Annotated in this window: 9 protein-coding genes; 7 read left to right on the top strand and 2 right to left on the bottom strand. The window is 58.7% G+C overall.

Going from position 1 to position 15067, the window contains the following annotated elements; translation table 11 throughout:
• Positions 1-49 precede the first annotated feature (49 nt).
• Both AC07SU_RS06560 and AC07SU_RS06555 read right to left on the bottom strand, forming a co-directional pair.
• Entirely contained in the window at positions 50-610 is a 561-nt protein-coding gene (locus tag AC07SU_RS06560; protein WP_003171731.1) for a response regulator transcription factor, read from the bottom strand.
• Positions 603-1865 (bottom strand): ATP-binding protein, encoded by a 1263-nt coding sequence (locus AC07SU_RS06555; RefSeq protein WP_176995111.1) that lies wholly within the window; start codon positions 1863-1865, stop codon positions 603-605. The genes AC07SU_RS06560 and AC07SU_RS06555 overlap by 8 nt, the downstream gene beginning before the upstream one ends.
• A gap of 207 nt (positions 1866-2072) precedes the next feature.
• Between AC07SU_RS06555 and AC07SU_RS06550 the strand changes: the two genes are divergently transcribed.
• The 7 genes from AC07SU_RS06550 to AC07SU_RS06520 all read left to right on the top strand — a co-directional run bounded on the left by AC07SU_RS06550 (position 2073) and on the right by AC07SU_RS06520 (position 15025).
• Positions 2073-2786 carry an SIMPL domain-containing protein gene (locus tag AC07SU_RS06550; protein WP_494996552.1) on the top strand — a complete coding sequence of 238 codons (714 nt, stop codon included), beginning with the start codon at positions 2073-2075 and terminating at the stop codon, positions 2784-2786.
• Between the two features lie 193 nt (positions 2787-2979).
• Positions 2980-6288 (top strand): dermonecrotic toxin domain-containing protein, encoded by a 3309-nt coding sequence (locus AC07SU_RS06545; protein ID WP_494996551.1) that lies wholly within the window; start codon positions 2980-2982, stop codon positions 6286-6288.
• 90 nt (positions 6289-6378) lie between these two features.
• The gene (locus tag AC07SU_RS06540) at positions 6379-7980 is read left to right on the top strand and encodes an ABC transporter substrate-binding protein (RefSeq protein ID WP_494996550.1); all 1602 of its coding nucleotides are present in this window, start codon (positions 6379-6381) and stop codon (positions 7978-7980) included.
• 258 nt (positions 7981-8238) lie between these two features.
• On the top strand, positions 8239-9867 hold the full coding sequence (locus tag AC07SU_RS06535) for an ABC transporter substrate-binding protein (RefSeq protein ID WP_176995115.1): 1629 nt from the start codon (positions 8239-8241) through the stop codon (positions 9865-9867).
• Between the two features lie 305 nt (positions 9868-10172).
• Positions 10173-11777, top strand: coding sequence for an ABC transporter substrate-binding protein (locus tag AC07SU_RS06530; protein WP_176995116.1), 1605 nt, complete (start codon positions 10173-10175; stop codon positions 11775-11777).
• Between the two features lie 171 nt (positions 11778-11948).
• Complete coding sequence (locus AC07SU_RS06525; protein ID WP_176995117.1) at positions 11949-13346, top strand: OprD family porin; 1398 nt, start codon at positions 11949-11951, stop codon at positions 13344-13346.
• Between the two features lie 80 nt (positions 13347-13426).
• A complete protein-coding gene (locus tag AC07SU_RS06520; protein WP_176995118.1) occupies positions 13427-15025 on the top strand; it encodes an ABC transporter substrate-binding protein in 1599 nt (532 codons plus the stop codon).
• Positions 15026-15067: the final 42 nt, after the last annotated feature.

Genomic DNA, 15067 nt, shown 5'->3' with positions numbered 1-15067 from the left:
ACTGGAAATAGCCGGGCAACCCGGCTATTTCACTTCACAGCACCAGCCCTCAGCGGCGAACCGGGCGCTTCTGCAGCTTGCGCTGCAAGGTACGGCGATGCATGCCCAGGGCCCGGGCCGTAGCGGAGATATTGCCTTCGTGCTCAGTCAGTACGCGCTGGATGTGTTCCCACTGCAGGCGGTCCACCGACATCGGGTTTTCCGGCACCAGGGTGTCGAGGTCGGCGTGCTCGGAGAGCAACGCGGCCAGCACGTCATCGGCGTCGGCCGGTTTGCACAGGTAGTTGCAGGCGCCGCGCTTGATCGCCTCGACGGCCGTGGCAATGCTGGAATAGCCGGTGAGGATCACCACGCGCATTTCCGGGTCGAGCTCCAGCAGCTTGGGCAGCAGCACCAGGCCGGAGTCGCCGTCCATCTTCAGGTCAAGCGCGGCGTAGTCCGGCAGATCGGCCTGGGCAATGGTCAGGCCTTCTTCGGCGGAACCTGCGGTGCTGACGCGAAAACCTCGACGGCTCATGGCGCGCGCCATCACGCGGGTAAAGGTGGCGTCGTCATCTACCAGCAGCAGGTGCGGCAGTTCTTCGCCTTCGACTTGGATCTCGTCACTCATCGATATCTCCTCGTGCGACACGGGGCAGGCGCAGCTCGGTGAGCGTGCCGCCTTCCTCATGACTATAGAGCTTCACTGAGCCGCCCGCGCGGGTCACGCTGGCCTTGCTCAAGAACAGGCCCAGGCCGAAGCCTTTGCCCTTGGTGGTAAAGAAGGGTTTGCCGATCTGCTCGGCAATGGCCAGCGGCACGCCCGCGCCGTGGTCACGAATGCTGATGGTGACGTTTTCCGCGTCCCAGTCCAGTTGTACACCCAGCCCTTCGGGGCAGGCGTCGGCGGCGTTGTTCAGCAGGTTGAGCAATGCCTGGGTCAGGTCGGGTGGCGGTGCCATGCGCGGCACAGTGCCCTGGCCTAATAGATGAAAGCGGTAGCTGGCCTCGGGGCGCATCAGGTGCCAACGGTTCAGGGCTTCGTCGAGCCACTGGGTCACGTCCTGCATCTCCACCGCCAGGCGGCGATTGGCTTCGGCGGCGCGCACCAGTTGCTGCAAGGTCTGCTTGCACTGCTTGACCTGCTCGCGCAGTACGCCAAGGTCCTCTTGCAGCACAGGGTCGTGATGGTCCTGGGTCATTTCGTTGAGCAACACGCTCATGGTCGCCAGCGGTGTGCCCAACTCATGGGCGGCGCCAGCAGCCTGGGTGGCGACGGCCAGCAGTTGCTGGTCGCGCAGGCCTTCTTCGCGGCGGATGGCGCGCAATTCTTCCTGGCGACGCAGCTCTTCGGCCATGCGCGCGGCGAAGAAGGTGATGACCGCGGCAGACAGGGCAAAGCTCAGCCACATCCCGTAGATCTGCAGGTTTTCCCGGGCGATGGGGAAGGTTTGCAGTGGATAGAAGCGTGCCAGCAACAGGGTGTACAGGGTCAGGGCGATGCCCGACAGCACCACCGAATAGCGCCATGGCAAGGTCACGGCGGCGATGGTCAGGGGCACCAGGTAATAGGAGACGAACGGGTTGGTGGAGCCACCGGAGAAATACAGCAACACACTGTGGATAAACAGGTCGCAGGCCAATTGCAGGGCGTATTCCAACTCGGTGACCGGCCAGGTGGTGCGCAACCGGATCGCAGTGAACACACAGAGCACGATGGAGAAACCCAGGGTCACGCCCAGTTGCAGCCAGGGCAGCGGCAACAGGTCGAACCAATAGGCGAGCCCGACGGAACCGGCCTGTGCGGCCAGCACCAAGGTGCGGATGAACGTCAGGCGCCAGAGGTTCTGGCGGGTGGCGGAAGTCAGTTTTACGGCGGCGAGCATGAGCTCTCCCGGTGAGCGCTGCAGGCGGATCGGCAGGAGTATAAACGAAGCAGGCCCCCTGCCACGGCCTGTGTGGCTCTTTGACGCAGGCGAGGCAAATGACCGTTCGTCGGCACCGCCACAACTTGTAGGTAATGTGTAAACCCGAAGAACCCGATGCCACCGTCTACAGTCATACCGAACACGCACAACCCCCAAGGAGCTTCCATGTCTCGTTTCACTCGCAGTGCAGCCGTCATCACCCTCGGCGTCGCCACGCTTGCCAGCCTCCCTGCCCTGGCCGCCGAAGGCCTGAACTACAACCAGATTTCCCTGCGCGCCGAGGTCAGCCAGGAGGTTGCCCGTGACAAGATGATCGTGACCCTCTACACCGAATCCCAGAACAGCGACCCGGCCAAGCTCGCCGCGGAAATCACCACCACCCTGAACAAGGCCCTCGGTGAAGCCCGCGAAGTCAAAGGCGTGACCCTGCGCCAGGGCAGTCGCAACAGCTACCCGATCTACGACAACAAGAATCAGAAGATCACCGGCTGGCGCGAGCGTGCCGAACTGCGCCTGGAAAGCGCGGACTTCCCGGCACTGTCCAAGCTCACCGGCGAGCTGCTGAACACCCTAAAAATGGAAAACATGGACTTCGCCATCGCCGACGCCACGCGCAAGGCCAGCGAAGATGCCCTGCTCAAGGACGCCGTCGCCGCCTTCAAGGCCCGCGCGCAACTGGCCACCGACGCGCTCGGCGGCAAGGGCTACAAGATCGTCAACCTGAACTTCAACACCAATGGTTACCCGATGCCCTATGCGCGCAATGGCGGGATGATGATGAAAGCCGCCATGGCCGATTCGGCGCCGACGCCTGAAGTGGAGGCTGGTACCAGCCAGGTCAGCATGAGCGCTGATGGCGTGATTGAAGTCTTGCAATAACCCGCATGTTCGACGGTGAAAAAGGCGCAGCCCGCGTAGGGTAGCGCCTTTTTTTGAGCAGCGTTTCGACCTAATCACGTAATACTTGGCAGCATATGGGATGGAATCAACCATCCGGTTTTCGCGACACACACAACGGCGCAGCCACAGGGAGTGCTGCATAGACGTTGTTTATTTCACGAGAACCAGTTTTATGCTTATCCCTCCCCACTACACAGCGGTCATCCCACCGCACGCTCCCGACGGGTTACCCCATCAACCGGCTACGGTAACGGCGCCAACAAACGGGGCCGGCCCCGGTTCATCTCCCCATGAGACAGCCCTGCTCAACGCCTACCTAAAAGCGGTGCAAAACAAAGCACAGAGCAACACGCCCGGACTGATCACCGCTCCTGCACAGAGTGCGCTTGGGCAATGGCTGGATCTGTATCGGGCCCAAGTGGAACATCCGGTGGTTCAAAGCTGGTTGCGCGATCAAAAGATCGGGCCATTCACCACGCTTTCTATCGACCCGTTCAAAGGCACGCTGTCGGTCGAGGAAGACGGAAAAACCAGAACCTTTACCCTCTCGGACACGTCGGGCTGGGGTCAGGTGTCAGGCCCACTGCTGGCCGCTGCAAAAGTGATTGCGCCCGAAAACAGAGGCCCTTTGCGCGTGAAGCTCGAAGAGGGTTCAACTCGGGTCAGCGCGAAGGTAGTTGCCAACTTCCAGGGTATACCGCTGCCTAAAAACCAATCCGAGGCCAATGAGCAAATCAGGCATCTGCAGTTGCAGAACGCCTTCGATCCCATTTCACCCAATGACCACGCGCGCCCGGCCGGTAGCCGTTCGACTCACGCATTGGCTGTGCAAAGACAAGAGGCCGCCAAGTTCTACATCGGCGCCCCCCAGGCCCTGGAATACAAGCGCCTGGCAGTCAACGTTGCCACCCAACTGCCCAAAACCCGCGAAGAAGCCAAGAAATGGGCGGAAAAGCTAATTTTCCAATTGACTGGCAAGCACGTCGATGCCGACACGATCTTTCTGAATCGTTTCAAGACCGCCAACACGCCCCTGAGCGAAAGCACGGCCACGGTGACCGGCTGGGAGCACCCCGGCGAAGAGCCTTATTCTTCGCTGCGCCTGCCCGATGCCCTGCTGAAAAACTTTAACGAGCACGACGGGGTGCCGGGCAACCTCGACCTGGACGCCGGTTTATACCTGGATGGCCCCGGTCAAAGCACGAAAGGCGGGTATGGTGCTCACAACCAGTTCCCTCTGGCGCCATCTGCCCTCATGCACGCGAGCTGGAAAACCGACTTCCAGGCAGAGATGATCCAGAAAATCGATCATTTCTGGAGCACTCAATCCGAGAATTACGAAGTCGCCATCAAGGGCGAATTCGTTTACCAGGCCCGCAAGCAACTCAAGGCCAACGAAGCGAGGTCGCCCGCCGAACGAGCCCTGCAAGCTCCCGAGCATAAATTCACCCGAGAAGACTACCGCCTGGTGATGGGCGCCGCGTCCAATCTGCCACTCGATGAGCATGCGCCGCTCACTATCGAGCAACTCAAGGCCAGCAATCCCGACAAAGGCACCGCCCAGGCACATGCCTTCAACATCCATGGTTTCACCTCCAGCGACATAGTGCGATTCAGCGCTGCTGACGGCCGCCAAGTACTGTCCATGCCCGGCGCCGAGCCCGCTTTTTTGAGGTTTGACTCCCTGGAAAAACTGAATCAATGGATCGTGGACCAAACCAAAGACCCCAAGAAGCGCGAAGACTTGCTCTCCCACTTCCCGCTGATTTATCGCCAGGACCATGAGGCCAGCTTTGGCGCGCGCGCGGCCAAAGTGCTCATGCCCATCCTGTGGTTTACCCACGTTGGTGAGAAAACCGAGGGCCTGAGTACGTTGTTCGACAAAATGTCTACCGGAAAGCTGAAGGATCCGGCGATCAACGACAGCCACTCGAAAATCGAGGGCGACGTGTTCCACACCGTCACGACCAGCACCAAAGAGCGTATGAAAAGCGACGCCGACACGGTGATCAAGTCCAACAGCGAGGTGATCAGGGACACCTGGCTGAACGACATTACTGTGGCGGCGGGCCTGCTGGCGAAACTTGCGCCCATCGCTGCGCCGGTAGCGGCTGTAGCCGTCGTCACCGGGTTGACCGAGTTTGCACTGGGGGCGGAAAAAGCATCGTCAGGCGACACCGAGGCCGAACGCAAGGACGGAGCATCCAAAGCATTTGATGGTCTGCTGAACACGCTGTTCTCGGTTGGGGCCAGCGCACGTGTGGAGGACCCTTTTGAATTACCGGAGGAGAACCCAGGCGCCTCTGCCCCAGGCGAATCGCCTCAAATAGACACTGCGCAGACAAGAGGCCCCAAGGCGCTTCCCGAGGTAAACCGGTTACAGCCCAGCCAGGCGGGCAACATCAGCGAATACGCGGTGCCCGACGGCGAAAGTCTCATTGAAAACGGCACACGCAATGGCAAAGGCATCTATCAAGTCAAAGATGATCTATCAGGAAAGGACCATTGGTTTATTCGCTATACCGATACCACCGGTGTTCGCCAGGTATTCGAGATCAAAGGCGACTTCAAGCTGAGCAATGATTATGTGCAGATCATCAACCGTGATACGGGTAAGCCGGTGATGACCGTACATGCCACGGCCAATGGCGAGTGGGCGCGCGGCCTCGGACCGGGCGGAAAATGGCCATGGTCGCGCCCCTCGACATCGCCTGGAGAAACTGCCAAACCAGCGCCAAGAATTTCCGACGCATTTGTTGATTTGGAAGGCAAAAAAATCGACGGCGCTGACCAACTCGATGAGTTCCTGTCCGTGGACGACCGCGCCAGCTACGAGTACTCCATACGCAATATCGAAGAGAACGGCGTCATAAAGACCAAGCTCGGTATTTCATGGGACTTGGCAGAGGACAACTTCGAAGTCGGCCTGACAGAAGCTGCCGGCCCCTCGGACTTCAGCTCGAGCCAATACTCGGAACAATTCACCAAGGACCTGTCCCGCTTCAATTATTCTGTTGTTGTGAAGGACGGCGCGAATGAAACGCGCACCGTACTCAAGAGCACCGCCGAAGATGGCCTGAAAAAAACAGAGGAAAGACTTCGCCAGTTTGAAGCACTGGTTCCTGATCCACTGCTGCGGGCACGTATTTCCGAAGTGGCTCACCAAGGCTCTCTGGCGCCGGCCTCGAACTACCTGAACCAGGACTCAAGCGGGTTGAAGGACGGATTCTACCTGGGCGGCAAAGACACAGAGATCACCATCGAATACGACACCCAGACGAAGCGCGCCAAGGTTCATTTTGTGAGCACGAACACTATCAGCCAACCAGACGCTGAGCGTTACAAAATCCCGGGAGTTGAGATCACCACCAAACGGACCTTCACCATCACCGAAAGCAACGAGATCTACGACGTCGACAATACTTACGTAATCGATAAACACGCGCCGTCCAACATTGAACTCACACTCGTGGTGAAATGATCATTTAAACATCCCCCTGAACGGCGGTACCCTCGGTTCCGCCGTTTTCGTTTGGGCGGCTTTTATATGCCTGCCACTTCAGGGGTCTCCATGGAAAGAATCGCCTTCAAACCGCTCCTCCTGGCTGCAGGCCTGCTGGCTTTTATGCCGATGGCTCACGCGGCCACTACCCTGGTTTATTGTTCCGAAGCCAGCCCTGCCGGTTTCGACCCCAGCCAGTACACCAGCGGCACCGATTTTGATGCGTCCGCCGAAACCGTGTTCAACCGCCTGACTCAGTTCAAGCGCGGCGGTACCGAAGTCGAACCTGGCCTGGCGACGAGCTGGGACATTTCCAAAGACGGCCTGACCTACACCTTCCACCTGCGCGATGGCGTCAAGTTCCACACCACCGATTTCTTCACCCCTACCCGCGACTTCAACGCGGATGATGTGTTGTTTACCTTCAACCGCCTGCTGGACGCCGAGAGTCCGTTCCGCAAGGCGTACCCGTCCGAGTCGCCGTACTTCACCGACATGGGCTTGAACACCACGATCAAGAACGTCGAAAAACTCGACGACCACACCGTGCGTTTCAACCTGAACAACGTCGATGCGTCGTTCGTGCAGAACCTGGCCATGAGTTTCGCCTCGGTGCAGTCGGCCGAGTACGCAGCGCAGCTATTAAAGGAAGGCAAGGCCGAAGACATCAACCAGAAACCCGTCGGCACCGGGCCGTTCGTGTTCAAGCGTTACCAGAAAGACTCGCAGATTCGCTACGCGGCCAATAAACAGTATTGGAAGCCCGAGGACGTGAAGCTCGACAACCTGGTGTTCGCCATCACCCCGGACGCCGCCGCACGCCTGCAGAAACTCAAGGCCGGCGAATGCCAGGTCAGTGGCTACCCGCGTCCCTCCGACATTGAAGTGATGAAACAGGACCCGAACCTGCGCGTGCTGCAACAGGCCGGTTTCAACCTGGGCTTCCTCGCCTACAACGTGACCCATCCACCACTGGACCAACTCAAGGTCCGCCAGGCCCTGGACATGGCGATCGACAAGCCGGCGATCATCAAGGCCGTGTACCAGAGTGCCGGACAATTGGCGCAGAACGCCCTGCCTCCGGCGCAGTGGTCTTATGACCCCACCATCAAGGACGCGCCCTACGACCCGACCAAGGCGCGGGCGCTACTAAAAGAAGCAGGGGTTGCACCGGGTACCACCATCAACCTCTGGGCGATGACCGTACAACGCGCCTCCAATCCGAACGCGCGGATGTCGGCACAAATGATCCAGCAGGATTGGGAGAAGGTCGGGATCAAAGCCAACATCGTCAGCTATGAGTGGGGCGAATACATCAAGCGCGCCAAAAATGGCGAGCACGATGCAATGATTTATGGCTGGACCGGTGACAATGGCGACCCCGATAACTGGCTCGGCGTGCTCTACAGTTGTGCCGCGGTCAAGGGCAGCAACTACGCCAAATGGTGTAACCCGGCCTACGACAAACTGGTGCAGCAGGCCAAGGTCAGCAACGACCGCGACCAGCGCATCAAGTGGTATCAACAGGCGCAAAAAATCCTTAAGGAACAAGTACCTATAACGCCTATTGCAAACTCGACAGTTTTCCAGCCACTTCGCAAGGAAGTGCGCGACTTCAAGATCAGCCCGTTTGGCCTGACGCCCTTCTACGGCGTGAGTCTAGATAAGTAACAGCAACGCCCCAACCGAGTGCGCTAGACGCCTCGGTTGGTCTTTTTTGGTGCGCCTCGTGCACCGAAAAAAACCTCTATATATATGCATTTATGTACAAACTTTCATAAATGCGACATTCCTGTACGTTCGTACCACACTTTCATCCCTGCAAGGGTTCAGCATCTTGCATTGGGTATGGCCCCTGCATAAGTATCCGCAGGTCGACTCACGAGGTCGCCCTCACTACCAAAAATGACAACAAATCATGAGGCCAACATGCTTAAACACGCAGTCCTTCCGCTTTTAGTTAGCGCTGGCCTTATGGCCGCAGCTCCTTTTGCCCACGCGGCGACTAACCTGGTGTTCTGCTCCGAAGGGAGCCCGGCCGGTTTTGACCCAGGCCAGTACACCACCGGAACAGACTTCGATGCCTCGGCCGAAACCGTGTTCAACCGCCTGAGCCAGTTCGAACGTGGCGGCACCGCCGTGATTCCTGGCCTAGCCACCAGTTGGGATGTTTCCCCGGATGGCCTGACGTATACCTTCCACCTCCGTGAAGGCGTCAAGTTCCACACCACCCCGTATTTCAAGCCGACTCGTGAATTCAATGCCGATGACGTGCTCTTCACGTTCAACCGCATGATCAACAAGGACGACCCGTTCCGCAAAGCCTACCCCACCGAGTTCCCGTACTTCTCCGACATGGAGATGGACAAGAACATCAAGAACATCGAGAAAGTCGATGACCACACCGTCAAGTTCACCCTTGGCACCGTGGACGCCGCTTTCATCCAGAACCTGGCAATGAGCTTCGCCTCCATCCAGTCGGCCGAATACGCCGCCCAGCTGTTGAAGGAAGGCAAGGCCTCGGACATCAACCAGAAGCCAATCGGCACTGGCCCGTTCGTGTTCAAGAGCTACCAGAAAGACTCCAACATCCGTTTCACCGGCAACAAGGATTACTGGAAGCCTGAAGACGTCAAGGTCGACAACCTGATCTTCTCGATCTCCACGGACGCCTCGGTGCGTATCCAGAAGCTGAAGAAAAACGAGTGCCAGATCACTGCCTATCCTCGCCCGGCGGACATCAAGCCCCTGGAAGCGGACAAGGACATGAAGATGCCGCACCAAGCGGGCTTCAACCTGGGCTACATCGCCTACAACGTGATGCCTGTGCTCAAGGGCCAGACCACGCCAAACCCATTGGCTGACCTGCGTGTTCGCGAAGCCTTGGACATGTCGGTGAACAAGCAGCAGATCATCGACTCCGTGTACCAAGGCGCAGGCCAACTGGCGGTCAACGCCATGCCGCCGACCCAATGGTCCTACGACACCACCATCAAGGATGCCAAGTACGACCCGGCCAAGGCGCGGGAACTGCTCAAGGAAGCGGGCATCAAGGAAGGCACCGAGATCACCCTGTGGGCGATGCCGGTTCAGCGTCCGTACAACCCGAACGCCAAGCTGATGGCCGAGATGCTGCAGAGCGACTGGAAACAGATCGGCCTGAAGGTCAACATCGTGAGCTACGAGTGGGGCGAGTACATCAAGCGTTCCAAAGGTGGCGAGAACCAGGCCATGATCATTGGCTGGAGCGGTGACAATGGTGACCCGGACAACTGGTTGGGCACCCTCTTCGCCTCTTCGGCGTTGAACGGTAACAACTTCTCCAAGTTCACCAACAAGCAATACGACGACCTGATCAGCCAGGCCAAGTCGACCACGGACGTCGCCAAGCGCACTGAACTGTACAAACAGGCGCAGCAACTCCTCAAGAAAGAACTGCCTTACACACCTATCGCGCACTCGACGGTGTATCAACCCATGCGCAACACCGTGCAGGACTTCAAGATCAGCCCGTTTGGCTTGAACTCCTTCTACGGCGTTAGCGTCAGCGGCAAGTAAGGATTCATAGCGGCGACGTTTCATAACGTCGCCGTTATTGCATCCGCCTAGACCGTAGGAAATAGACCACGTTCGCAACCATTGCCGTCCTACAGCAATGAACTGCGATCTGCGGCTCCGTTACCTACAAGGTCAGTCAGATTTGATGCATTTACTGCACGGTCCACGGCCCATAACGTCGCAGGACAGCAGAGGCTTCAGTCTGAGAAAGGCACTTGCTGTGTGTGGGATCAGTGATGTCCCCCAGGCTGTACGCCTGGGTGATTGCTCGCTGATGACAAATACAACTAGGGATCGGGATCGTCATGCGCCATACCACCGTTCTATCTGCACTGTTTGCCACCAGCTTGCTGGCTGTGGCCACCACCGGCTACGCCGCCGAGAAAAAGAGCCTGGTGTTCTGCTCCGAAGGCAGCCCCGCAGGCTTTGATACTGCGCAGTACACCACCGCCACCGACAACGATGCGGCCGAGCCGCTGTACAACCGCCTGGTTGAGTTTGAAAAAGGCGCAACCAACGTGGTGCCCGCGCTAGCAACCAAGTGGGATATTTCGCCAGACGGCCTGACCTACACCTTTCACCTGCGTGAAGGGGTGAAATTCCACAGCAACAAGGAATTCAAGCCAACGCGCGACTTCAATGCCGACGACGTGCTGTTCACCTTCAACCGCATGCTTGACCCCGAGCACCCGTTTCGCAAGGCCTACCCCACCGAGTTTCCGTACTTCAACGGGATGAGCCTGAACAAGAACATTGCCAAGGTCGAGAAAACCGGCCCGCACACCGTGGTGATGACCCTGAACTCGGTGGACGCCGCGTTCGTACAGAACATCGCCATGAGCTTCGCCGCGATCCTCTCGGCCGAGTACGCCGAGCAGTTGCTCAAGAGCGGCAAGCCCAGCGACATCAACCAGAAGCCGATCGGCACCGGCCCGTATGTCTTCCAGCGTTACCAGAAAGACTCGCAGATCCGCTACGTCGCCAACAAACAGTACTGGGACCCGAGCAAGGTGCAGTTGGACCAGTTGATTTTCGCGATTAACACCGACGCCTCGGTGCGCGTGCAGAAGCTCAAGGCCAATGAGTGCCAGGTGACCCTGCACCCACGCCCGGCCGACGTCGACGCCCTCAAGGCCGACCCGAACCTGCAACTGCTGACCAAGCCCGGCTTCAACCTCGGCTACATCGCCTACAACGTGCGCCACAAACCCTTCGACCAGCTCGAAGTGCGCCAGGCGCTGGATATGGCGGTGAACAAGCAGAGCATCCTGAACGCCGTGTACCAGGGCGCTGGCCAACTGGCGGTCAACGCCATGCCGCCGACGCAGTGGTCCTACGACGACACCATCAAGGACGCCGCCTACAACCCGGAAAAAGCCAAGGAACTGCTCAAGGCCGCCGGCGTGAAGGAAGGCACCGAGATCACCCTGTGGGCGATGCCGGTGCAACGGCCGTACAACCCCAACGCCAAGCTGATGGCCGAAATGCTGCAGAACGATTGGGCCAAGATCGGCCTGAAAGTGAAGATCGTCAGCTACGAATGGGGCGAGTACATCAAGCGCACCAAGAACGGTGAGCACGATATCAGCCTGATCGGCTGGACCGGTGACAACGGTGACCCGGACAACTGGCTGGGCACCCTCTACAGCTGCGACGCCATCGGCGGGAACAACTACTCCATGTGGTGTGACCCGGCGTACGACAAGCTGGTCAAGCAAGCCAAGGTCGTGACCGACCGCGAACAAAGGACTGTTCTGTACAAACAGGCGCAGCAACTGCTCAAGCAGCAGGTGCCCATCACGCCAGTCGCCCACTCGACGGTCAACCAGCCGTTAAGCGCCAAAGTCGAAGGCTTCAAAGTGAGCCCCTTCGGCCGCAACGTGTTCTCAGGCGTCAGTATCAACCCATAAGAAAATAACCGGATTGCGCAGAGCGAAGTCTGCTCTGCTGCAAACGTGCAGCCTTTTGTTGGGAATTTTCCTACGGCAAACGTTTGCAAAGGCTTGAACGAGTTACACACCCAATAGCCGGTTCACCTAAAAAGACTGGCATTAAAAAAGAGAACCAAAGGAGCTTCACCCATGAAACTGAGCAGCACCGCGCTTCTGGCCTTGGCCATCAGCAGCATCACGGCCACCGCCTACGCTGAAACCCAGAGCCAGGACTTCGTTCCAACCACACTGGCCGGCACCAGCGCCCAAAGCGAGGCCAAAGGCTTTATCGACGGTCAAAGCCTGGGCGGTACAACGCGTAACTGGTACTCGACCGAGAAGAAATTCCGTGGTCAGCGCTTCTCGTACGAGAAGCACGGTCAAACGCGCACCGACGCGAACCGTACCAACTGGGTACAAGGCACCATCCTCAACTACTCCTCGGGCTTCACCCAAGGCACCGTGGGCGTAGCCACTGAAGTGGCGGCCTACAACGCCGTGGTCCTGGACCGCAGCAAGCGCGACATCAAGGGCGGTTCCAACCGTACCCTCGCTGACTCCGACGGTGACGCAGTAGGCCAATGGAGCAAACTGGGCCTGGCCAACGTCAAGTTCCGCGTGTCGAACACCACCTTGACCGCCGGTCGCCAGAATTTCAGCAGCGGTATCGTCGACACCATCGGCAACCGTGCATTGCCTTCGAGCTTCGAAGGTGTGAGCTTCAACAGCGAAGAGTTCAGCAACCTGTCTTTCCAGGGCGGCGTCTTTGACCGCGTATCCCCGCGGACTGAGCAGAGCCTTTCGAAGTTCCGCACCGAATACGGCAATGGCAAGCAGGAAACCGACAAGGTCAGCACCCTGGGCGTCAACTACCAGCCACTCAAGAGTCTGAAGACCAGCCTGTTCGCCGCCAACGTGAAAGACTTCTGGAACCAGTACTACTTCGGCGCTACCCACGAACTGGGTGACAGCCAGGTACTGAGCCTGACCACCGGCCTGAACTACTACAAAACCGTCGACGAAGGCAAAAAGTTGATGGGCAAGATCGACAACGACACCTACTCGCTGTCGCTCGGCCTGACCCACCAGGCTCACAGCCTGACCTTCTCGTACCAGGAAGTGAACGGTAACGAGTACTTCGACTACCTGCACGAAACCAACGGTATCTACCTGGCCAACTCCCTGACTTCCGACTTTAACGGTCCGAACGAGAAGTCCTTCCAGGTTGCCTACGGCATCAACATGGCCGAATACGGCGTGCCAGGCCTGAAGTTCAACATCTACTCGGCTCGCGGTTGGGGCATCGACGGTACTCACTACACCGGCGACGGCGGCGTGAAAGGCTTCGCTTACAACGGCATCCAGTCCCAGAACGGTGAACACCACCAGGAATACGGCGTGGGTTCTTCCTACGCAATCCAGAGCGGCCCTCTGAAAGCCACCACCATCCGTGGCACCTACGTGACTCACCGTGCCAGCGAAAACCAGGCTGACGGCAACATCCGTGAGTTCCGTCTGGTCACCACCATTCCGTTCAACATTCTTTAATTAGCGCCAGGTAGACGGCCGGCTCAGGACGAGCCTGCCGTCTACGCTTGTCTGGTTCAATCGATTGCAGAGGGCTCTGAATGAAAATGCTCCCACTCCAAGCCGCCATGGCCGCCGCGCTGCTGAGCGTTGCGATCGGCGTTTCGGCCAAACCACTGGTGGTCTGCACCGAAGCCAGCCCGGAAGGTTTCGACCCGGTCCTGTACACCACGGCCGTCACCGCTGACGCCGCCGCTGAAACCATGTTCAACCGCCTGGTGGACTTCAAGCCCGGCACCACCGAAGTGATCCCCGCACTGGCCAAGGCCCTGCCGGAGATCAGCGCCGATGGCCTGACCTACACCTTTCACCTGCGTGACGACATCAAGTTCCACACCACCGACTACTTCAAACCCACGCGCAACCTGAATGCCGACGACGTGCTCTGGAGCTTCCAGCGCCAGCTGGACCCGAATCACCCGTGGCACAAAAAGTCCAGCGTGGGCTACCCGTACTTTGAAAGCATGGGCTTCAAGGAACTGCTCAAGAGCGTAGAGAAGACCGACGATCACACCGTGGTCTTCACCCTGACCCGTCCTGAAGCACCGTTTTTGGCCGACCTGGCCATGGCGTTTTCCTCGATCCACTCCGCCGAATACGCCGACCAGTTGCTCAAGTCCGGCAAGACCGACGACCTGAATGCCAAGCCGATCGGCACCGGCCCGTTCATCTTCACCCGCTACGCCAAGGACGCCCAGGTACGCTTCAAGGCCAACCCGGATTACTTCCGTGGCAAGCCGCCTGCCGATCCGCTGATCCTGGCGATCACCACCGACAACAACGTGCGCCTGCAGAAGCTCAAGGCCAACGAGTGCCAGATCGCGCTGTACCCCAAGCCCGATGACGTGCCGAGCGTCAAGGCCGACCCGAACCTGAAGGTCGACGAACTGGCGGCGATGACCACCAGCTACACCGCGCTGAACACCACCCATAAGTACATGAGCGACGCACGGGTGCGCCACGCGATCAACATCGCCTTCGACAAGGCCGGCTACACCGAAGCCCTGTACGGCAAAGGCAATGCCGTGGTCGGCACCGGCCCTTACCCGCCGACGCTACTGGGCTTCAACGACAAGCTGAAGAACCCGCCACGTGACCTGGACAAGGCCCGCGCCCTGCTCAAGGAAGCCGGTGTACCGGAAGGCACTGAGTTCACCCTGTTCACCCGCAACGGTGGCGGCCCGACCAACCCCAACCCGATGCTCGGCGCCCAGCGCATGCAGGCGGACCTGGCGCAGATCGGCCTGAAAGTGAATATCAAAGTCATGGAATGGGGCGAAATGCTCAAGCGTGCTAAAAACGGTGAGCACGACATGGTTTCGGCCGGCTGGGCCGGGGATAACGGGGACCCGGATAACTTCCTCACCCCGAACCTGAGTTGCGATGCTGCCAAAAACGGCGAAAACTACGCCCGCTGGTGTAACAAAGAGTTTCAAGACTTGATCGACAAGGCGCGCGCCATCGCTGAACCTGGCCAGCGCGCTGAACTCTATCAACAAGCCCAGGACGTTTTCGAGAAAGACCAACCCTGGATTCCAATGGCGTATCCGAAGATGTTCACCGCCATGCGCAAAAACGTCGAGGGTTATACCCAAAGCCCTCTGACCACAAATAACTTCGCCACCACCCAGGTGAAGTAAATAAGAGACGCTCGGCACCGTCGACACTGGCGGTGCCGGACC

This window comes from Pseudomonas sp. GW821-FHT05H12 (assembly GCF_059419385.1).
The sequence above is the reverse complement of the archived record's forward strand: the minus strand, read 5'-3'. Positions and strand labels throughout refer to the sequence as shown.

What these genes read in the sequence shown, in the direction of transcription:
- AC07SU_RS06525 (WP_176995117.1), top strand. Translation starts at nt 11,949, where the DNA reads ATGAAACTGAGCAGCACCGCGCTTCTGGCCTTGGCCATCAGCAGCATC.
- AC07SU_RS06530 (WP_176995116.1), top strand. Translation starts at nt 10,173, where the DNA reads ATGCGCCATACCACCGTTCTATCTGCACTGTTTGCCACCAGCTTGCTG.
- AC07SU_RS06550 (WP_494996552.1), top strand. Translation starts at nt 2,073, where the DNA reads ATGTCTCGTTTCACTCGCAGTGCAGCCGTCATCACCCTCGGCGTCGCC.
- AC07SU_RS06535 (WP_176995115.1), top strand. Translation starts at nt 8,239, where the DNA reads ATGCTTAAACACGCAGTCCTTCCGCTTTTAGTTAGCGCTGGCCTTATG.
- AC07SU_RS06520 (WP_176995118.1), top strand. Translation starts at nt 13,427, where the DNA reads ATGAAAATGCTCCCACTCCAAGCCGCCATGGCCGCCGCGCTGCTGAGC.
- AC07SU_RS06545 (WP_494996551.1), top strand. Translation starts at nt 2,980, where the DNA reads ATGCTTATCCCTCCCCACTACACAGCGGTCATCCCACCGCACGCTCCC.
- AC07SU_RS06540 (WP_494996550.1), top strand. Translation starts at nt 6,379, where the DNA reads ATGGAAAGAATCGCCTTCAAACCGCTCCTCCTGGCTGCAGGCCTGCTG.
- AC07SU_RS06560 (WP_003171731.1), bottom strand. Translation starts at nt 610, where the DNA reads ATGAGTGACGAGATCCAAGTCGAAGGCGAAGAACTGCCGCACCTGCTG.
- AC07SU_RS06555 (WP_176995111.1), bottom strand. Translation starts at nt 1,865, where the DNA reads ATGCTCGCCGCCGTAAAACTGACTTCCGCCACCCGCCAGAACCTCTGG.